Source organism: Kosmotoga sp. DU53 (assembly GCF_001639905.1).
Classification (GTDB): Bacteria; Thermotogota; Thermotogae; order Petrotogales; family Kosmotogaceae; genus Kosmotoga; species Kosmotoga olearia.
Map to the genome: position 1 here is coordinate 20,091 of NZ_JGCK01000032.1, position 18,232 is coordinate 38,322.

General features: G+C 40.5%; 21 protein-coding genes and 2 pseudogenes. 12 read left to right on the forward strand and 11 right to left on the reverse strand.

Annotation, left to right across the window (positions count from 1 at the left end; genetic code table 11):
• Positions 1 to 5: 5 nt before the first annotated feature.
• Positions 6 to 1,211 (forward strand): glycosyltransferase, encoded by a 1,206-nt coding sequence (locus DU53_RS04170; protein ID WP_015868187.1) that lies wholly within the window; start codon positions 6 to 8, stop codon positions 1,209 to 1,211.
• A gap of 8 nt (positions 1,212 to 1,219) precedes the next feature.
• Positions 1,220 to 2,047 carry a MurR/RpiR family transcriptional regulator gene (locus DU53_RS04175; protein ID WP_015868188.1) on the forward strand — a complete coding sequence of 276 codons (828 nt, stop codon included), beginning with the start codon at positions 1,220 to 1,222 and terminating at the stop codon, positions 2,045 to 2,047.
• Positions 2,048 to 2,051: 4 nt separating this feature from the next.
• Here the strand turns inward: DU53_RS04175 and DU53_RS04180 are convergent, their stop codons facing one another.
• Complete coding sequence (locus DU53_RS04180) at positions 2,052 to 2,708, reverse strand: YggS family pyridoxal phosphate-dependent enzyme (RefSeq protein ID WP_015868189.1); 657 nt, start codon at positions 2,706 to 2,708, stop codon at positions 2,052 to 2,054.
• Between the two features lie 192 nt (positions 2,709 to 2,900).
• Between DU53_RS04180 and DU53_RS04185 the strand changes: the two genes are divergently transcribed.
• From DU53_RS04185 to DU53_RS04200, 4 genes are read left to right on the forward strand one after another with little or no spacing between them, the layout of a single operon-like run.
• Positions 2,901 to 3,440 (forward strand): GNAT family N-acetyltransferase, encoded by a 540-nt coding sequence (locus DU53_RS04185; RefSeq protein WP_015868190.1) that lies wholly within the window; start codon positions 2,901 to 2,903, stop codon positions 3,438 to 3,440.
• Positions 3,441 to 3,461: 21 nt separating this feature from the next.
• Complete coding sequence (locus DU53_RS04190; protein WP_063727649.1) at positions 3,462 to 4,127, forward strand: gamma-glutamyl-gamma-aminobutyrate hydrolase family protein; 666 nt, start codon at positions 3,462 to 3,464, stop codon at positions 4,125 to 4,127.
• A gap of 26 nt (positions 4,128 to 4,153) precedes the next feature.
• The gene (gene pcp, locus DU53_RS04195; protein WP_015868192.1) at positions 4,154 to 4,750 is read left to right on the forward strand and encodes a pyroglutamyl-peptidase I; all 597 of its coding nucleotides are present in this window, start codon (positions 4,154 to 4,156) and stop codon (positions 4,748 to 4,750) included.
• Positions 4,747 to 5,481, forward strand: coding sequence for a nitrilase-related carbon-nitrogen hydrolase (locus DU53_RS04200; RefSeq protein ID WP_015868193.1), 735 nt, complete (start codon positions 4,747 to 4,749; stop codon positions 5,479 to 5,481). The genes pcp and DU53_RS04200 overlap by 4 nt, the downstream gene beginning before the upstream one ends.
• A 118-nt stretch (positions 5,482 to 5,599) precedes the next feature.
• Here the strand turns inward: DU53_RS04200 and DU53_RS04205 are convergent.
• The 3 genes and pseudogenes from DU53_RS04205 to DU53_RS04215 all read right to left on the reverse strand — a co-directional run.
• Positions 5,600 to 6,631: pseudogene (locus DU53_RS04205) on the reverse strand (ABC transporter permease); the annotation flags it as partial.
• A 42-nt stretch (positions 6,632 to 6,673) separates the two neighbouring features.
• Positions 6,674 to 7,663, reverse strand: a complete 990-nt coding sequence (locus DU53_RS04210; protein ID WP_015868195.1) for an ABC transporter ATP-binding protein — start codon at positions 7,661 to 7,663, stop codon at positions 6,674 to 6,676.
• Positions 7,650 to 8,162, reverse strand: a complete 513-nt coding sequence (locus DU53_RS04215) for a PadR family transcriptional regulator (protein WP_015868196.1) — start codon at positions 8,160 to 8,162, stop codon at positions 7,650 to 7,652. Before DU53_RS04215 ends, DU53_RS04210 begins: the two co-directional genes overlap by 14 nt.
• A gap of 288 nt (positions 8,163 to 8,450) precedes the next feature.
• Between DU53_RS04215 and DU53_RS11890 the strand changes: the two are divergent.
• Together DU53_RS11890 and DU53_RS04220 are read left to right on the forward strand one after the other, a co-directional pair.
• Positions 8,451 to 8,642: pseudogene (locus DU53_RS11890) on the forward strand (IS3 family transposase); the annotation flags it as partial.
• A 124-nt stretch (positions 8,643 to 8,766) separates the two neighbouring features.
• Positions 8,767 to 9,588 carry a DegV family protein gene (locus DU53_RS04220; RefSeq protein ID WP_015868198.1) on the forward strand — a complete coding sequence of 274 codons (822 nt, stop codon included), beginning with the start codon at positions 8,767 to 8,769 and terminating at the stop codon, positions 9,586 to 9,588.
• Between the two features lie 95 nt (positions 9,589 to 9,683).
• Here the strand turns inward: DU53_RS04220 and DU53_RS04225 are convergent, their stop codons facing one another.
• Positions 9,684 to 9,911, reverse strand: coding sequence for a helix-turn-helix transcriptional regulator (locus DU53_RS04225; protein WP_015868199.1), 228 nt, complete (start codon positions 9,909 to 9,911; stop codon positions 9,684 to 9,686).
• 10 nt (positions 9,912 to 9,921) lie between these two features.
• Positions 9,922 to 10,482, reverse strand: a complete 561-nt coding sequence (locus tag DU53_RS04230; RefSeq protein ID WP_063727654.1) for a DUF2975 domain-containing protein — start codon at positions 10,480 to 10,482, stop codon at positions 9,922 to 9,924.
• Between the two features lie 383 nt (positions 10,483 to 10,865).
• Here DU53_RS04230 and elbB point away from each other — a divergent pair, with 383 nt between their 5' ends.
• Positions 10,866 to 11,519 carry an isoprenoid biosynthesis glyoxalase ElbB gene (elbB, locus tag DU53_RS04235; protein WP_063727656.1) on the forward strand — a complete coding sequence of 218 codons (654 nt, stop codon included), beginning with the start codon at positions 10,866 to 10,868 and terminating at the stop codon, positions 11,517 to 11,519.
• Between the two features lie 302 nt (positions 11,520 to 11,821).
• On the opposite strand, the gene DU53_RS04240 is transcribed toward elbB, so the two are convergent.
• Together DU53_RS04240 and DU53_RS04245 are read right to left on the reverse strand one after the other, a co-directional pair.
• Positions 11,822 to 12,142, reverse strand: coding sequence for a nucleotide pyrophosphohydrolase (locus DU53_RS04240; protein WP_063727658.1), 321 nt, complete (start codon positions 12,140 to 12,142; stop codon positions 11,822 to 11,824).
• A gap of 52 nt (positions 12,143 to 12,194) precedes the next feature.
• Positions 12,195 to 12,704 carry a CoA pyrophosphatase gene (locus DU53_RS04245; RefSeq protein ID WP_015868203.1) on the reverse strand — a complete coding sequence of 170 codons (510 nt, stop codon included), beginning with the start codon at positions 12,702 to 12,704 and terminating at the stop codon, positions 12,195 to 12,197.
• 76 nt (positions 12,705 to 12,780) lie between these two features.
• Between DU53_RS04245 and DU53_RS04250 the strand changes: the two genes are divergently transcribed.
• From DU53_RS04250 to DU53_RS04260, 3 genes are all read left to right on the forward strand, one after another.
• A complete protein-coding gene (locus DU53_RS04250; protein ID WP_082853814.1) occupies positions 12,781 to 13,113 on the forward strand; it encodes a co-chaperone YbbN in 333 nt (110 codons plus the stop codon).
• A gap of 205 nt (positions 13,114 to 13,318) precedes the next feature.
• Positions 13,319 to 13,672: a hypothetical protein gene (locus tag DU53_RS04255; RefSeq protein WP_015868205.1), complete on the forward strand. Its 354-nt coding sequence runs from the start codon at positions 13,319 to 13,321 to the stop codon at positions 13,670 to 13,672.
• A 280-nt stretch (positions 13,673 to 13,952) separates the two neighbouring features.
• Positions 13,953 to 14,609, forward strand: coding sequence for a hypothetical protein (locus DU53_RS04260; RefSeq protein WP_063727659.1), 657 nt, complete (start codon positions 13,953 to 13,955; stop codon positions 14,607 to 14,609).
• A 155-nt stretch (positions 14,610 to 14,764) separates the two neighbouring features.
• On the opposite strand, the gene DU53_RS04265 is transcribed toward DU53_RS04260, so the two are convergent.
• The 3 genes from DU53_RS04265 to DU53_RS04275 all read right to left on the reverse strand — a co-directional run bounded on the left by DU53_RS04265 (position 14,765) and on the right by DU53_RS04275 (position 18,122).
• A complete protein-coding gene (locus DU53_RS04265; RefSeq protein WP_063727661.1) occupies positions 14,765 to 15,622 on the reverse strand; it encodes a DUF6544 family protein in 858 nt (285 codons plus the stop codon).
• 362 nt (positions 15,623 to 15,984) lie between these two features.
• Positions 15,985 to 17,070 (reverse strand): peptide chain release factor 1, encoded by a 1,086-nt coding sequence (prfA, locus tag DU53_RS04270; protein ID WP_015868213.1) that lies wholly within the window; start codon positions 17,068 to 17,070, stop codon positions 15,985 to 15,987.
• Positions 17,067 to 18,122: a type IV pilus twitching motility protein PilT gene (locus DU53_RS04275; RefSeq protein WP_063727664.1), complete on the reverse strand. Its 1,056-nt coding sequence runs from the start codon at positions 18,120 to 18,122 to the stop codon at positions 17,067 to 17,069. Before DU53_RS04275 ends, prfA begins: the two co-directional genes overlap by 4 nt.
• Positions 18,123 to 18,232: the final 110 nt, after the last annotated feature.

An 18,232-nucleotide genomic window follows, 5' to 3' on the forward strand; every position in this document is an offset into this window, starting at 1 on the left:
TCGTAATGTTTGCGGTGCCTGACGAAATTATTGAAACACTGGAGTACTTTGGAAAGATTAAAGTGGTTGTTGGAATCCCGAGTTATAATAACGCATCAACAATTTCATTCGTAACCAAAATGGCTGCGGAAGGAATAGAAAAATATTTTGGAGGCTGTGGGATAATAGTCAACGCTGATGGAAATTCGAATGATAGAACCCGTCAAGTCTTTTTGAGTACAGATACTGGTAAGATCAAAAAGCTTTCTTATGTGTATAAAGGTATTCCAGGAAAAGGAAGTGCAATGAGATCGGTTATGGAGATTTCTTGCAAAATGCAAGCACCGGTAACCATATTTTTAGATTCCGATTTGCGCAGCATTAAACCATGGTGGTTAGAACGTCTTGGAATTCCAATTCTTGATGGCAAAACTTCTTATATAACCCCCTATTATGTGCGTCATAAATATGACGGTACTATCACGAACAACATCTGTTATCCCGTTACTTCCGCGCTGTATGGCCTTAAAATAAGGCAACCTATCGGCGGAGATTTTGGGGTTGGTCTGGAAATGATAGAGAAATACATGACCAAACCCGAAGACGTTTGGGAAACCGACGTTGCCAGATTTGGAATCGATATATGGATGACAACCATAGCGATAAACGAATCTGAAAAAAGACCTATGCAGGCAGCTTTGGGTGCAAAAATCCATGATGTGAAAGATCCTGGAAAACATCTGGGACCTATGTTCAGCCAGGTTGTAGGAACACTGTTCACCCTCATGCAAACCTACGAAGAACGATGGAAGAGCATTACAAAGCTTGAAACAGCTGAGATTTACGGGGATGTTCCCGATGTAACTCCCGAACCCCTGGAAGTGGATATTGAAAATTTGAAGAAAAAAGCAATTGAAGGTACAAAGAAGGTTGAAGGCTTTGTGTCAGAATTTCTTCCCGAATATCTGCAGAAGCGCTTTTACTCGGTAAGTACTGAGGGAACTTTAGATAAAGAAAACTGGGTAGACTTTGTCTATGAATTTGCTAAACTTTATAAAAATACTCAGTTGAGGAAACAAATCATAGATGCTATGATACCTTTGTATTTCGCGAGAGTTGCAGACTTTGTGTATAAGACGATCGATCTAGATTCCCGGAAAGCTGAAACATTAGTAGAAGACCTTGTTCAGGTTTTCCTGAAGAAAAAATCCGAACTGGTTGATAGGTGGTGATAAACTCCGTGATAATCGTTCAGCTAAAAGGTATATACGATTCTTTGAGTGAATCAGAAAGGCGTGTTGCTAAGTATATTATTGAGAGGCCGGACGATGTTATACATTACACTATAACAGAGCTGGCAAAGTTTTCTCATTCCAGTGAAGCTACTGTATACCGATTGGTTAAAAAGTTAGGGTTTAGTGGATACCAGAGCTTTAAGATATCTCTTGCTAGAGAGTTGAGCATACCCCAGGAAGTAATAGAAGAAGGTAGCGAAGGTAGTTACCAAAACTTTGTAGAAAGAATCGTTCAGGAAAACATATCACTGGCAAAAGAAACCATGGCTGTTCTGGATCTTGATGCGTTGAAAAAAGCTGTGGAACTGATAATTAACGCCAGGAGGTTGGTCTTTTTTGGTGTTGGTAGATCTGCCGTGGTAGCTCAAAGTGGAAGTTTTAATTTTGCTTTGCTGGGTTTTTCCAGCACTCATTACATCGATCCGCATGCTCAGGTTATGGTTGCCTCTGGTTTAACGAATGAAGACGTTGTTGTTGGAATCTCACACACAGGAACGATAAGAGATACTGTGAAATCTGTGCAGGTAGCCCATGCAGCGGGGGCGAAAACAATCGTCATAACCTCCGGTATAAACTCCCCGATAACGGAGGTAGGAGATGTGGTTCTCTACACTGCGGCCGGGAAACCATCAACAAGCGAATTCACTGTCAGCAGGATCGGTGAATTTCTGATTCTTGATATCCTTTACAAAACAGTTGTAGCACGCATGAGCGAACGTCTCAGTAAGCATTTCGACAAACTGGAAGAAATATTGAAACCAAAAAGGTTCTAATCTCTCATTTTCTGGGACCGAAAAGGATTGTTCCAAGCCTTATCATATTTGCGCCTTCTTTAATGGCTATTTTATATGAATCTGACATACCCATAGATAACCATTTCATCTCGACTCCCGGTAGTTTTTCTCTGGAAAGGTTCTCAAACAGCTCACGGGTCAAACTGAAGTAAGGGCGAAGTTCTTCTGGAGCGTCAACAACAGGCCCCATCGTCATCAAGCCTTCGATTCTAATGTTTTCAAGTTTAGAGATCTCTTCGACTAACCGAAAAACATCTTCGGGAAGAACTCCTGCTTTTTGTTCTTCTCTGCCACTGTTGACCTCTATCAGAACCGGCATGACTTTGCCGAATTGTGCAGCACGCTTGTTGATTTCATTTGCTATCTTTACTGAATCAACAGTCTGTATCATGTCGAAAATCTGTACAGCTTTTTTCACTTTATTTTTTTGGAGATGACCTATCATGTGCCATTGTGCTTTTTTCCCCACCGCTTCAAAAGCTTTCTGTGCTTCCTGCACATAGTTTTCACCGATTATTTCTATTCCAGCCTCTATTGCTTCTAATATTTCCTCTGGTGTTCGGGTTTTAGCTGCAGCAACGACGGTAACATAATCCGGTATCTCAGAAAGAATCTTCTTAATGTTCTCCTTTATTCCCATTAAAACACCTCCATAAAAATTATAGCGCAATCAGTAGGGACGTTTTACAAAATAACCGAATTTTCTATTAATTGGTGGTTCGCTATCCTGATGATATAATTTTGAAAACCCAATTCAGATAATAGACCTTTCCATTCCAAAACCATTCAACAGAAGTGAAATACTGTCTATAGCTGGTAGAGGGGGGAGAGAATGCTTGAGGGAAAATCTGTCAGGCTAAGGGCTTACAGAAAAGAAGATGTTGAATTAGCATGGAAGTACATCAACGATCCTGAAGTGAAAAGTTATTTGGTTCCAGGAATACCCTTTCCCATGACTCTGGAAGAAGAGTACAAATGGTATGAAAACTTGAGTTCTTCGAAGGATACCTATAACTTCGCCATAGAAAGGATAGAGGATGGTCAGTATATAGGTGGCTGCGGAATCAACGAAGTCAACTGGAAGAACAGCTACGCTTACGTCGGGATCTTTCTGGGTAAACCTTACTGGTCTAAGGGTTACGGTACAGAAGCCATGAAATTGCTGCTCAGATTCATTTTTGAAGAGATGAACCTTAATAAAGTGCTCTTAAATGTCTATTCCTTCAACGAGCGCGCTATAAGAAGCTATGAAAAATGCGGGTTCGTAGTAGAAGGCCGTTTGAGAGAGCAGATTTTTAGAAAAGGAAAATACTACGACGAAATAATTATGGGGATTTTAAGGCGAGAATTTCTAAGAACTATCTCTGATTAACAAATAGGAGGTGTCGCCCAATTGAAAGTATTTCTGGTAGTTTCCCTTCTATTACTTTCAATAAGCATATTTGCTTTGAACAAACCTATAGCTCTACTTTTAAACGACGGAGACTATCTAAATACTACCTCTCTCATAGAAAAAGCACTTAAAGATCTCAAAGTTGATTACAAGCTTTACAGAACTTTTCTCGGAGAATTCCCGGAAAAAGGAAGTTATTCGGGCATAATTTGTAGCGGTGGAAGTGATATGAGCGCTTTTTTTAATAATGATGGAAGCGCGAAAGAAACGGTAAAACTAATAACGGAAAGCAATGTCCCTGTTCTGGGGATATGTATGGGACACCAGCTAATTGGTAAGATCTACGGAGCATCTCTAATCTATCTCGAAGAACGCGGCTGGATTGAGGTAAAAGAACTGAAAGATAACGTTCTTTTCACAGGCTTACCGGAAGTCTTCAATGTCTGGGAAAATCACATGTATACTCTCAATAAAGTTCCCGAAGATTTCGAACTCCTCGCTATCGGTGAATCCGGTTCCATTCAAGTGATAAAACACCGTGAAAAGCCAATTTACGGCGTTCAATTTCACCCGGAAAAGGGCGACAACAAGAAATTTAATCATGGTTTCATGGTGCTTTTGAATTTCATCACTCTGGTGGAATACTATGACTCTAAGTCTTATTAAAGTTGTAATTTCGTGGAGGTGATAAGGTGATACTGCTCAGTCATTTCGATGCTTTCGGTGAAGATAGAGAAAACTCCACAGAAATACTGTTAAGTACCTTTAAAACCCGGAACAATGTACAAGTCGTCAAACTCCCTACTGTTTTCAGAAAAAGTGGTGAGATACTTATAAAAGAAATCGAAAAGACTAAACCTTCTGCAGTGGTCATGCTGGGACAAGCCGGTGGTAGAACGGCTGTAACCCCGGAAAAAGTGGCTATAAACATTATGGATGCAAGGATAAAAGATAATGAAGGAAACAAACCCTGTGATGAGCCTGTGGTTGAAGGTGGACCAACCGCTTACTTTTCCACTCTTCCTGTAAGAGAAATAACTGAAAAACTCAGGAAAAACGGAATTCCCGCTGCTATTTCCTACACAGCGGGGACTTTTGTATGCAACAGCCTTTTCTACCAGATTATGCATTACCTATCTGAAAATGATTTAAGTATAAGAGCTGGATTTATTCATTTTCCGTATCTTCATCGGCAGGTAGCTGAAAGACCGCAAATACCTTCCATGGGGCTTATCGAAATGCAGCGGGCCATGGAGATAATCCTGGAGGTCGTGGAGGCCAAGCTATGAAGATAGCAATAGCGGAAATTGCACCTTTCTGGGAATCCAAGGATGAAAACAAAAAAATGGTGAGTGAGCTCTTCAACCAAGCCCGTGCTGGAGAAGTTGAACTCCTGCTATTTCCAGAGATGACCCTCACAGGTTTTACTATGAACACATCCATGTACGATGATGGAAAAGACCTGGAATTCTTCAAAGAAAATGCAGAAAAATATGGAATTGCCGTTGTTTTTGGTCGTATTGTAAAGCACAAAGATTCATTCTATAATGCAGCTACCTTTTATGATCCTTTCACGAAAACCACAATGGATTATTTCAAAAGAAAACTCTTTAAATACGGAAAAGAAGATCAATATTATACACCTGGAGACAGAGCGAGCAGATTCAGGTACAAAGGGATAGAATTTTCACCCTTTGTTTGCTTTGATCTGAGATTTCCGGAATTATTTCGTGATGCGAAGGGTGCAGATGTTTTCATCGTCATTGCCAGCTGGCCTGAGAAGAGAAAAGACCACTGGCACACCCTCTTAAAGGCAAGGGCAATAGAAAACCAGACTTTCATATTCGGTGTAAATCGTTCAGGTGAGGATCCTATCACCACCTACGATCATCTCTCAATCGCTTTTGATTACTACGGTAACACGCTCAAAGCGATATCTCATGAACCGTTGAAAATCTACAATATTACAACAGAGATGCTCCAGGATATGTATCGCTGGAGAGAAAGTTTTCTGTTATGAGAATCGAGATCCGGGATTCGGTGAGAACTGTTTCACAATAGCTATATGTGACTTTGTCACGGCCGTGGTAACTTCGTTATTAGTAAAAAAGGAATCCGGCAAGCGCCAGATTCCTTTTTTAATTCGTTGTAAGTCTTCCAAACAACGGGACGGCAAGGGAAAGTGTCACGATTGCGAATATAACTAGCATAACCACATCATTTGATACGTTAGATAAATTGCCTCCGAGTATCATTACTTTTCTGAGTGCATCAGCAGTGTAAGTGAGCGGGAAGAACTTCGACAAAGTTTGCATGAACGACGGCATCTGTTCCACAGGAAAAAACACGCCTGAAAGGAACATCATGGGGAATGAGATGGTTGTAAGCACCATTTGACTCGTTTCCTGATCCGGTGCTCCAGCTGTTACGATTATGCCGACCCCGATAAAACTAAATATACCAAGAATCAGTATAAGTAATGTTAAAAGCAAAGAACCGTGGAGAGTAACACCAAACAGCAATACCGCCAAAGCCAGTATGATTATAGCCTGTAAAATCCCTCTCACAGTTTGTGCAAGGGTTTTGCCAAGAACGATAGAAGACCTCGGGATAGGAGTTGCCAGAATTCCATCGAGAGTTCCTCTTTCTTTTTCCATAGTAATTGCAGCCGCTAAACCGTTAACAACACTCATAATTGCAACCATAGCCATTATTCCGGGTGCCATGAATTCATAGTAATTGAATTCGCCGCCTCCTGGATTTTCTATTTCAACATCAAATTTTCCTCCCACACTCCCAAGGGAAGCACCAATAGACGAGGTTACTCCCTGAGCAGCAGCCATGGCTATTTGAGGGTTAGAGGGGCTGGGAATCAGTTTTATAGAGGCCTCTTGTTTTCTCAGTACCGCGGTTAGAAATCCCTCAGGAATTACCAAGGCAACGTCAACTTTTTCCTCAAGGAGGACCTCTCGGAGTTCCTCTTCACTTTCAACGAAGACGAAATTTTCGCTTCCTTTGCTTTCTATCATCTTTTTAAAACCTTTATCTAGAGAATAAACAGCAATCTTTATGTTGTCCCCGGATTGCACTTTTGGAAAGATGTATCCGGTTATGAGCATCATGAAGACAGGCATAACAAGAAAGGCAAATATTGCTGTCTTGCTGCGGAAAAAGTATTTTAGATTCTTTTATAGCTATTTGTACCGCGTACTTCATGAATGCATCATCCTTCTCCCTATGAATTTCATTTTCTTAACTGCCTGGTCGCGCATCTCGTGGCCTGTGAGTTTGATAAAAACATCCTCAAGGGATGGTTCAACACTCTTTATCGATATGATTTTGAGCGAATGCTTCGCAAAAAAGTTTGTTATAAATCCTACAGCGTTATCGCATTTCATGAATACCCTGATCTCTTCTGTCGATCTGCTTATTACCTTTTTCACACAATCTATACTCGACAGTTTCTCTACTATCTCGTTATTTATACCGGGTACTTCAAGATCGAAAATTTCGTCATCTGAATCTTTCAGAAGCCTTTTAAGATTTTTGGGGGTATCGAGAGCCACTATTTTCCCGTGATCGATTATCGCTATTCTATCGGAAAGCATATCCGCTTCCGTCATCATATGCGTGGTAAGGATAATAGTACGGCCTTCGTCATTCATTTTTCTTATGAATTCCCTGATGGCTCTCGTGGTCTGAGGGTCGAGCCCTAAAGTCGGTTCGTCGAGGAAAATGATTTTGGGATCGTGTAAGAGAGCTCTTATAACATTGATTCTCTGCCTCATGCCGGTGGAAAACTTACCAACCATCGTGTCTTTCCATTTGAGCATATCCACCACCTCGAGAAGTTCGAGACAGCGCTTTCTAGCTTTTTTATCATCGAGTCCGTTTAACTTTGCGAAGAACATGAGATTTTCCATGGCAGTGAGTCTGTCATAGAGTATCGTTTTTTCTGAAACCAGTCCGATCTTCTCTCTCACTTTTGATGGTTCCCGCAAAATATCATAACCTGCAACAATTGCTGTTCCTGAAGTTGGACGGGTTAGAGTGGTTAGTATTCTTATGGTTGTGGATTTTCCAGCACCGTTCGGACCGAGAAAACCAAGTATCTCTCCTTCGTTGACTTCGAAAGACACCTGATCTACGGCAAGAACTTCCTTGAAACGTTTGGATAGATCTTTAGCTTCAATTACCTTCATTTTCTTTTTCCACCTCAGCTTTTAAGTTTGTTAGAATTTCGATTAAAGTGTTTAGTTCCGATATTAATTCATCGATGTGAGAGCCTTTTTTCCAGTTTGTCTTGTGGAGTTTTAACATTACCTTTCCTATATGTCGCTTAACAATTCCAGGAATGCTTGAAAAATTTTCGGGGAAGATGTCCTTACTTTTCACACCAACCAGGCGCGCCAGGGACTCAGCGAATTTTCTGTGGCTATTGACTAACTCTGCACGTTGGCTTTCGAGTTCCTCATGGATCTTTTTCCCTTTTTCGGTTGGATAATATAGCTTCCTTTTTCCTGAAGTTTCTGAATAGATGAGCCCATCAGAAACAAGCTTGTTCAAGACAGGATAAATTGAACCAGGAGACGGTTTAAATCCCATTTTTTCCTCAATGAGTTCCATTATTCTGTAACCATGTACAGGATACTTTTTCACCACGATACCCAGCACAGCAAATCTGAGAAATCCCTTGTTCAAGTATATCGCCTCCGATATATCGGTTTCGATATATTATATCAGAGCTTATTGAGTAATTCAAGATTATAAAGACGGAAATTTTTTGCAGCAACTCGAATCATTGAATAACTCACACGGGATATAAGCATGATAGGGGGGGATTCTAGTGAAAGTGGGCCTCCCTTTATCGGGTTGCAGCTTAGGCGATGGTACATTTCTGACATCCAAAAAATGTACGAAATTATGGTGGGTATTGACAAAATGGTGAAGGCGTTGCAGGAACTAAGATAATTGATGCCGGGCACACCGACATTCTCTTCTTTGAAGAGGGAATTCGTAAGAAACAACGAATTCAAGAATCTCGAAGACTTGTGTGAAAAACTGAAGGTATATCTGTCTTTTTACAACAACCTGAGGCCTCATGCGTCATTGAAATACCAAACAACAAGATATTATACTGAATTCTCTAGCCACAACGAGCCTGTGTATGTAAATCCTTGATGTTGCTCTGATTTTGTCCAATATTTGGGGGTCAGACCGCATCGAGAGTCCGAGAGTTCTTTTTCACCTCAAGTCACGCGGTATAATATAATGTTTTCTATCCTCAAGTATTGGAGGGATCCGTATGATAAAAATAATTACCGACAGCTCCTGCGACCTGCCTGATGAACTTATTAAGAAATATGAAATTCGTACGGTACCGCTTTCAGTTGAGATCGAAGGAGTACGTTATACCGAGCGTATTGACATTACCCCGGAACAGTTCTGGGAAAAGATGAAACGAGCTCGCTCTCTCCCAAAAACCTCTCAACCATCTCCCGCTCTCTTCGCTGAAGTTTTTAAGAAAGTTACTAAAGAAGGTCATGTACCTCTTTGTATAACAATTTCCTCAAAGTTGAGTGGTACATACCAATCAGCAATGCTTGGAAATGAATTGGTTGGTAAAAAGGCCGTTGTCTTTGATTCCCTTGCCGGTTCACTTGCTCATGGTATCCAGGTGCTTATGGCTGCTCGACTCGCCACCGCTGGTAAGAAGATGAAAGAGATCTTCGAAGCTCTTGAAAAATACAGAGAATCGGTAAAGATAATAATCCCTCTGGATACACTGGAAAACATAATAAAAGGCGGGAGGCTTAACAGAGTTCAGGGCACTGTCGCAAAACTGCTCAATATAAAGGTAATCCTTCACGGGGTAAAGGGTGAGGTTAAAATGCTCAAGAAAGTGCGCGGAAAAAAACGCTTCAGAGAAGCGATACTGAAAATTATAAACGGTTTGAACCCTGAACCCGGAAGGATATTCGGCATAACCCATGTGAACAACATAGAAGATGCGAATTATTTCAAAGAAATTCTCGAAAAACAATTCAACTCTGAAGTAATCGTCAATGGCATGGGGCCGACCTTTGCAACCTACGCCGGCCCGGGAGGCCTTATACTAGCCCTTTAGCTATTCTCTGTCAGGAAATTCATAGTTCTCCTCTAAACTTCTGCCTCATACTATTGAATGTTTATTTAAAAAGCAACGGAAGCAAATAATACTATTTATGGCGTAATACTATCTTTATCCTCTTCAACATATTCAAGGATATCTCCTGGCTGACATTTCAATTCCCTGCAAAGAGCCTCAAGGGTAGAAAATCTGATTGCCTTTGCCTTTGAATTTTTTAGAATCGAAAGATTTGAAACAGTAATTCCCACTCGCCTAGAAAGCTCGTTGAGGGAAATTTTGCGTTTCGCCATCATCACATCAAGATTCACAATAATGGGCATAGTTTCACCTTCATATCGTCAGGTCATTCTCTTCTTTATATTCTTTGGCAGTCTTAAAAATCGCCGTATAAATTAGAATAAGTAATCCAACAAAAACTGTTGCAGGATTTATTCTATAAGTGGCTATTAACTCAACTTCGCTCGAGAGATCTTCAAAATAACTTGCCAGCATGAACCCTCTGAAAAGGTCATAGAAGGAACTTGTAACAGCGAATAGTAGAACAAAAATTCCCGTCCATCCCATAGATCTTATATTCCTGTCTGTGAAGACTTTACCTTTTGCAAATTCCTTGAAGATATTTTTTAGGCAATAGAGAATTCCTATTAAAATTAATCCTGAAATCCATAAACTTATATAGACCAAGGGATATTCCAAAACCGCTGTAGCATTATTGACCCTAACAGCGAATCCAGGATAATTAAAAGAACTTTTAAAGCCGTTGGCCTTGAACCAATCAGGAAACATATACACAAGAAAGCTCAGGAACAGACCTATGAAGGCTACAATGATACTCAACTTGATAACCACATAGAGAAAAGAAGATATCGATTTTTTTCCAACATACCTCATAATATTCCCTCCTGAAAATTTGTTTTGTCAGAGATATCATAACACGTGATTTTATGTAAATCAAGATATATTTATTGAATTTCGATAAATTTTTCGTTTTTTTCAAAAAATTAAGAGTAAAAACAGAAGTACCGGGATCTGAAATCCGCAAGAGCCACTTTGCGGCAGAAATGCAGGGCTATGCCCTGGAGACTCAGTTATATCGATTTCGATAGATTATATTAGAGCTTGTTAGCTTATTGGACAATTCAAGTCTCTAAATTTGGAGAAAGACGAAAAATTTTTATGTGGCAGCTCGAACCATTGAATAATTCACATGGGAAACGCTAAAATATATCTGCAAGAATCCTTAGGATGTAAGCAGAATAGGGGGGACAATTCTAGTGAAAGCGGGCATTCTTTTATCCGGTTGCGGCTTAGGCGATGGTACTCAGATCGAAGAAGTTATGCTTACATATCTATCTCTAGATAAGTACGGAATAGACTATATAACCTTTGCCCCTAACGAAATGCAACATGATGTAATCGATCATTATACGGAAAAACCTCAAAATGAAAAAAGAAATATATTGATTGAGTCTGCACGAATCGGTAGAGGAAAAATCTGCGATATAAGGGAAGTCAGTTGCAAAGATATAGATGCCATTATAATTCCTGGAGGTTTAGGGGTATTCAAGAACCTATCCACATTCATAGTAGATAAAAAGTCCTTCACGGTTAATAAAAACGTTGACGATTTATTGAAAGCCATGTATTTATCAAAAAAGTCTATTGCTGGAATATGTGGAGCCGTTATTTTGATAGCTAAGAGTTTGTCGCAGCATGTTTCTGACTTAAAGGTTGCTACGGCTAACGATGCGTATGGGGAATTACTCTCAGAACTCAACGTTAATGCTGTTAATTGCTCCGCAAAAGAATGCGTGATAGATAGAAAAAACAAAGTAGTAACTACCCCCGCATTTCTGGCATCCAAAAAAATGGACGAAATTATGGTGGGTATTGACAGAATGGTGAAGGCGTTACAGGAACTGGGCTAATTGATGCCGGACACACCTGGGCGAGAGCTTCGCTCTTAGAAGCTGATTTGTTCTTGAGATCCTGAATCAAGTTTAGGATGACAGAGCAGACTTACAGAGTCTGAGATTTTGAATCGCCACAGGTGCTAATCACCGGCGAAGCCGGTCGTGTCAACTGCAAAGCAGTTCGTAACAACTCCGAAGGAGTTCGAGACAATCCCAAAGGGATTCGTGTTCGCTGCGAAGCAGTGCGTAGCGGCTATCTCGGTTCTCGGATTCTCGGGCTCTCATGTTTTTGTTATTCAACAAATTCCGTATATTTTTTACTCGTTACCTTTTGCTTTATCCACGGGGTACTTTCGCGCGTTCTTTTTCATCTTTTCCCGCACTGCATCCTGAAGGTTTATACCCAAATCATGAGCAAGTATGACCAAATAAGCGTATATATCTGCTATTTCATCTTTTATCTTATCCAGCTTTTTTTCCACAATTTCTTCTATCTCTTCATCTTTAGCCCATTGAAAAAGTTCAAGCAGTTCGGCTGATTCAATCACTATAGACGCAGCAAGTGTGCGGGCATTGTGAAATTGCTTCCAATCCCTTTCATCCCTGAATTTTATGATTTCCTTTTCGATAGAATCCATTTTTTGCTCCTTTCAGATATTCTTGGTTGCTTCATATTTATTCTATTAAGAATTAAATGATGTTGATATATCCTGACTCTGACAATTTTTTGAGAATCTCATCGATTGAACCAGCTATGATTCTTGCTGTGGCACCCCAGACTACGAGGCCGGGAAATCTGTATCTTATGGTTTCTTCCCCGGATGGAAGCAGTATAACTTCTTCCTTCGTTTGTTGAAATAGAGAAAGTTTAACGAAAATAATCACTTCCACTTCATTGCGATTCAATACGAATTCCCTTTTATTTAGAAGTGCAAGAAATGGATGAACTTCGATCCTTGACATAAGTGTTTCCGTCATTTTCAAGCTGTGAACAAACAATACGTTATCACGGCTCACCCCGATCTCCTCTTCCATTTCTCTTAGAGCCGTTTCCAGTAATTCTTCTCCGTTCTCACGGATACCTCCAGGAAAACTGATCTGTCCAGGGTGGCTTTTCAGCTTTCTGGAACGCCTCGTTAGAATTAAATACGGTTCGTCTTCGAGGCTAACAACCGGAACGATAACAGCTGCTTTCTTCAATACAACTCCTCCAACGGTTTATCTTATTGAAAAATATAGCACGAAAAGAGCTGATATAATAGCCGTCGAATATTTTATGAAAGGGGATCTTATGAAAGAAATATCCTTTTCGGAACTGAAAAATGAAATGAATAAGGGACTTGTGTTAATTGAAGTATTTACACCTACATGTGGTGTTTGCGCAGCTGTTCAGAGAAAGCTCCAGAAAATCGAGGAAAACTACCCTGAGTGGAAATTCTATTCCATAAATATGCTGGATAACCCCGAAGTTTCCGGAGAGTTCACTGTTTTCACGGTTCCCACAATTATTGCCTTTCACAATGGAAAAGAACTTAATCGCTGGGCTAGAAACTTTGGGATACACCAGATAACGGATTACCTTGATAGGTTAACGAAGATGCTGGGATAACTAAACAATCTGAATAATCTTCCGCTACATTCTTTCACATCCAGGCACCCCATCTTTTTTGGCTATCTTCTCTAATACTGGAGAAGACTTTTCCTAATGTTCACTCTTCAAATGGATCTTAGACTTTCTATAAGAACTATTCATAAAACTTTTTTATATAGCATTATATTGTATAATCCCGTGTATCCAGGAGAGGAGGGATGGTATGAAACAATTTGTGGCTTTTTTAGTCATCTTTGGTTTGGCTACAGCGGCTTTTGCGGGGATCGCTTCTGTTGCTGATGCTGAAAGACTTGCAAAAAAGCATGCCAAAGAAGATGTAAGGGTGGTAGGTACAGTTTTTCTTGGTATGTGTTTTCCTATACTTACTCCCGTGGTGACGCTCACTAAAACATTTAGTGTTCCAGCCGAAAGGCTAGCGGTAGCTCAATCTTTTTCTGATCCCAACATCACGTCACACTACATTAGCACTTATAAAAAAATACGGAAGACAACAGCGTTATTCTGGGGATTCGTTGGAACTATTATCGATGTGATATTGGTATTCCTATCATACTAGATTCAGTCTAGCCCGGATAAGAATCTTAGCAGACGGGATATTTTGGTTTCCCGTCTTTTTTTATTATACGTTTCGTGAGGGATTCCTATCGGTGAAGCTAGATTCATACACACACCAGAGTGCTCCCCAAATCTCTGAAGATAAAATCTGAAAATAAATGAGGTGTTTATCATCCATTATTGTGCAATAGAATTTTTTCTCTTATTTTAATACTTAGCTTTTAACAGAACAACGGGTATAATGAAGTAAGAATGCTAACTTACGCGATAGAGGTGATGGTATGAAAAAGGAGTTAATACTTTTGCTGCTTTTGATGGCATCGATTGTTGTGTTAGGACAAATTGAATTTGTGGAACCCATGCTCTTGCCTAATGGAGTTGGTAAAGTTTCTTTGGGGATTGACCCGTATTTAAGATATGGAATACTGGATATCATGGAAGTTGGTCTTGATCCTCTTCCATACATTAAACTGGGGACCAACATCGGAGATTTCTGGGCATCCATTGGTTACGGGTATTTTCCTGCCTTTGCTTCGTATGATCAGACAAGTACAGTATTTGTCGGGATAGGTTACTATCCCGGAAGGTTCTCTGCCAGTGTCTGCGCTATGTATTCCGAGAAGGAAGACTATAACTATACTTCACCAGATCCTACGATGACTATTGCCAGGGGATTGTCTGTCGTGTGTGAAATAAAATTGAATAACCTGGAGAAAAGGGGCAATATAAAATTCATCGCCGGTTACAACTACAATATGAACACATCTGAAAATAATTATTTCGTCGCCCTGAATGCAGGAAGCTTCTTCGATTGGAATTGGTGGATTTTCAGGGAATTATATATCTACGGCGGCATAGGCACAGATCTCCCCTTTGAAGACCTGAGCAGTATCAGAATCATGGCAGGTATTGAAAGTGTGTTCCAGTTTTTCAAATAAAGTAAAACCCGAGGACACATGGAACACACAGGACAGACATCATTTATATGTCTGTCCTCTTTTATTGCTTTTCATCAGGAATCTATTTTAACCAAAAATCCCCTCCAGACGACTATCGAAGGGGGATAATTGGTTTTTGTTCTCATTGAGAGTGCCTAATAAACAACAGGTTGGTTATTTTCAACCTCGGTAACCTCAAACTTAAACCATGTGAAATCCCCGGTTTCAAGTTTCCAGGTTACTTCTCCTGTGGTAGGGATCTTTATGCCATCGAATTCTTCATAATTCCCCATAGTAACCGACCATGTTTCCAATGAGTATTGTCCATCATGTTCCCTGTATCTTTCAGCAACAAAGTTAATAACTTCGCCCTTATCGTTAAAGGTAAATACTCCAGAAGCTGTTATCCCTCCGTAACTCATGGTGGTTTTTGCTGAGTTCGTATCGATTTCTTCCCAGGTAATGTAGCTGCTTAAAGCCGCTGTTGGAAACCATACCATTTCAGCAAGATACCGCAACAACGTGCCCTGATCCATTTCTTTCCCTTTAGAATCCGCGACCGGGATTAATGAAAGAACCTTGATAAGCATATTTCCTTTGCCTTTATAATACTTATCCCTTCCAACAATATAAAATAACGGAGCAGCTTTAATTCTGGCTTTCCAGATAAATCCGGGTTCATCTATCGTAAAATATTGCTCTGCTTCCACCGGCATCCATGATTGTTCTTCCTTCAACCTCATTATCGCTTTTTGTTTTAAGCGAACTGCTCTGATTTTTTCTTTTTCAACTACCTGTGAATATTTCAGCCATTTCTGGACCGGTATTGGTAACTTCTCTAAATCTGATTTTTGAATGATCCCATCGCTATCTTCTGAATTATCAGCAAATAACTCTTTCACTTCTCTTGCCACTTTCTGGTTGAACAGCAAGTTTGCTATAAATATTACTGTGATAATCAGGAGGATTATAGTTGCCAAAATACTAAGTATGACAAGTACTACCTTGCCCACGTCATCAGCTCCTTTTTTCACTACCCGTTCATGTACTTTAAAAAACGAGAACCGGGAATCTGAAAGGGTTAGCATAGCTGTCCGAAATGCAGGGCTGCGTCCAGGAGGTTTGCAGACGCTGTGCGCTGCTTCGCAGCGGCTGCGCTGGGCTCCGCCCAAGCTATGCGTGACTTTGTCACGGCCATGCGTCTCTTCGAGACGGAGTAGAACACGTTTTAATCCGCTGCAGGCGCGTACCAACAGCGAAGTAGTTTATAACAACCACGAAGTGGTTCGAAATAACTCCGCAGGAGTTCGTGTCAATCCCGAAGGATTCGTATCCGTTGCGAAGCAGCCTTCTCGGATCTCGAGTTTGTTAATCCTCACGCAGTTGTCATTTCCTCAAGAAGTTTTTCCAATTTTATATTGATATCCGCTTCTGCCAATTTAGCAATCAATTCGTCTAAATCACCATCGAGTATGTCCTGAAGCCTGTAGGTTGTGTAATTAATCCTGTGATCTGTAACCCGATTTTGAGGGAAATTATACGTTCTGATTTTCTCGCTTCTTTCTCCGGTACCGATTTGCGAACGCCTTTGTTGGGAAAGTGTGCTTTCCTGCTGACTTCTGTACAAGCTATAAAGCCTTGCCCTCAATATCTCCATCGCTCTCGCTTTGTTCTGGTGCTGCGAACGTTCGCTTTGAACAGTTACAGTTATTCCCGTTGGAAGATGAACAATTCTTACCGCCGATTCTGTTCGGTTAACGTGTTGCCCTCCAGCTCCTGAAGAACGGAAAGTATCTATCCTGAGTTCTGAAGGATCTATCGCAACATCTACTTCTGAAGCCTTAGGCAATACCGCAACCGTTGCAGTAGAAGTATGAATTCTTCCACCAGACTCTGTTTGAGGAACTCTTTGAACCCTATGAACGCCGCTTTCGTACTTGAGCTTTCTAAAAACATCTTTGCCCTTTATCTGAAAAGTGACTTCCTTAAAGCCTCCCAAATCAGTTTCATTGCTTTCAAGGGTTTCAACTTTCCAGCTGTTTCGTTCGGCATAGCGCGTGTACATTCTGAACAAATCACCTGCGAACAACGCTGCCTCTTCACCACCTGTACCGGCTCGTATTTCTACGATAATATCTTTGCCACCAAGTTCATCAGGAATCAGGAGAAATTTCAAGTTGAGTTCAATCTGTTCAATTTCTTTTTGAAGTTCAGCGATATTTTTCTCCGCTTCTTCTCTTTCTTCAGGTGATAAGAGTTCTTTGATCTCCTCCCATTCCTGTAACTCCTGTTTTTTAGAAGCGAGAAGATCATAACTTCTGGAAATCTCTTTGAGTTCCGCATGGCGTTTGCTTAGTTCCATAAGTTTCGAAGGATTTCCTACAATAGAAGAGTCTGACAATTTTGCTTCAACCTCTTCAAGCTGTTTCTTAAAGAGTTCGATCAGTTTTTCCAGATTCATCGCATTAGCCTCCTGGAAATAGCAATTGGGTCTCTGGCATAATTCTTGACCTGTTCTAAATCAATCATTCCTTTTTTGTAAGCATTGAGAAGCGCATCATCGAAGGTTATCATTCCTAGTTTCGCGCCCGCTTGCATCATAGACTCGATCTGATGGAATTTCTTTTCTCTTATCAGGTTCCTTATAGCCTGGTTTACAACCATAATCTCGATTATCGGAATACGTCCCTTTTTATCTTTTCTTTTAAGTAACCTCTGGTATATTACAGCTACAAGCGTATTGGCTAACTGCATAGCTATCTGGTTCTGCTGGTGCGGGGGAAAAACTCCAACGATCCTTTCAGGCGTGGTAGCCGCGGAGTTTGTATGGATGGTTGAGAACACAAGATGTCCCGTTTCAGCTGCGGTCATCGCAAGTTCCATGGTTTCTGGATCTCGCATCTCACCAACGAGTATAACGTCTGGATCCTGTCGCAAAGCGTATTTCAACCCATTGGCGAATGAATTTGTATCCGCTCCAAGCTCTCGTTGATGGATTAGTGCGTGTTTAGGATCAAAGACATATTCGACGGGACCTTCAATTGTTATGATATGGACGCTTCTTGTTCTGTTTATAAATTCTAGCATTGCCGCAAGGGTTGTTGATTTACCACTACCCGTTGGCCCAGCTACGAGTATCAACCCTTTATCGGGTGTACAGAATTCCTTGAACAGTGCTGGGTATCCCCATTCATCTATTGTTTTAATTGTTCTTGGAATAAGCCTGAGGGCTATTGCGGGAAGTTTGTTGGCATAAAAGAGGTTGCCTCTGACTCTCGAGTGACCGAAGGAAAAAGAGAAATCGATCTCTTTTTTATCAATATCGGTCATCTCCATTCCCGTTAGTTCCTTTAATTCGGAAAGTATAACCAGCATTTTTTCACGATCAATTAAAAGAGTTTCATCGGTAATGAGGTCGCCATTTACTCTATATTTCAATTTTTCTTCAGTCGTTATATGAATATCGCTAGCATTGTACAATTCACCCTTTTCGAGTATTTCATTGATAAGCATAGAATCCCCCACCTCCTTCTGACTTATGGATTTTAACATATTGATTTAACAGTTATGTATTAATGAAAAGCTAAAATCGGATGAGAAGCGTTTATAGGAGGTCCATACTG

What these genes read in the sequence shown, in the direction of transcription:
- DU53_RS04225 (WP_015868199.1), bottom strand. Translation starts at nt 9,911, where the DNA reads ATGCCCATTATTGTGAATCTTGATGTGATGATGGCGAAACGCAAAATT.
- DU53_RS04230 (WP_063727654.1), bottom strand. Translation starts at nt 10,482, where the DNA reads ATGAGGTATGTTGGAAAAAAATCGATATCTTCTTTTCTCTATGTGGTT.
- DU53_RS04260 (WP_063727659.1), top strand. Translation starts at nt 13,953, where the DNA reads ATGAAAAAGGAGTTAATACTTTTGCTGCTTTTGATGGCATCGATTGTT.
- DU53_RS04220 (WP_015868198.1), top strand. Translation starts at nt 8,767, where the DNA reads ATGATAAAAATAATTACCGACAGCTCCTGCGACCTGCCTGATGAACTT.
- DU53_RS04180 (WP_015868189.1), bottom strand. Translation starts at nt 2,708, where the DNA reads ATGGGAATAAAGGAGAACATTAAGAAGATTCTTTCTGAGATACCGGAT.
- DU53_RS04210 (WP_015868195.1), bottom strand. Translation starts at nt 7,663, where the DNA reads ATGAAGGTAATTGAAGCTAAAGATCTATCCAAACGTTTCAAGGAAGTT.
- DU53_RS04170 (WP_015868187.1), top strand. Translation starts at nt 6, where the DNA reads ATGTTTGCGGTGCCTGACGAAATTATTGAAACACTGGAGTACTTTGGA.
- DU53_RS04185 (WP_015868190.1), top strand. Translation starts at nt 2,901, where the DNA reads ATGCTTGAGGGAAAATCTGTCAGGCTAAGGGCTTACAGAAAAGAAGAT.
- DU53_RS04250 (WP_082853814.1), top strand. Translation starts at nt 12,781, where the DNA reads ATGAAAGGGGATCTTATGAAAGAAATATCCTTTTCGGAACTGAAAAAT.
- DU53_RS04200 (WP_015868193.1), top strand. Translation starts at nt 4,747, where the DNA reads ATGAAGATAGCAATAGCGGAAATTGCACCTTTCTGGGAATCCAAGGAT.
- DU53_RS04240 (WP_063727658.1), bottom strand. Translation starts at nt 12,142, where the DNA reads ATGGATTCTATCGAAAAGGAAATCATAAAATTCAGGGATGAAAGGGAT.
- DU53_RS04275 (WP_063727664.1), bottom strand. Translation starts at nt 18,122, where the DNA reads ATGCTTATCAATGAAATACTCGAAAAGGGTGAATTGTACAATGCTAGC.
- DU53_RS04255 (WP_015868205.1), top strand. Translation starts at nt 13,319, where the DNA reads ATGAAACAATTTGTGGCTTTTTTAGTCATCTTTGGTTTGGCTACAGCG.
- prfA (WP_015868213.1), bottom strand. Translation starts at nt 17,070, where the DNA reads ATGAATCTGGAAAAACTGATCGAACTCTTTAAGAAACAGCTTGAAGAG.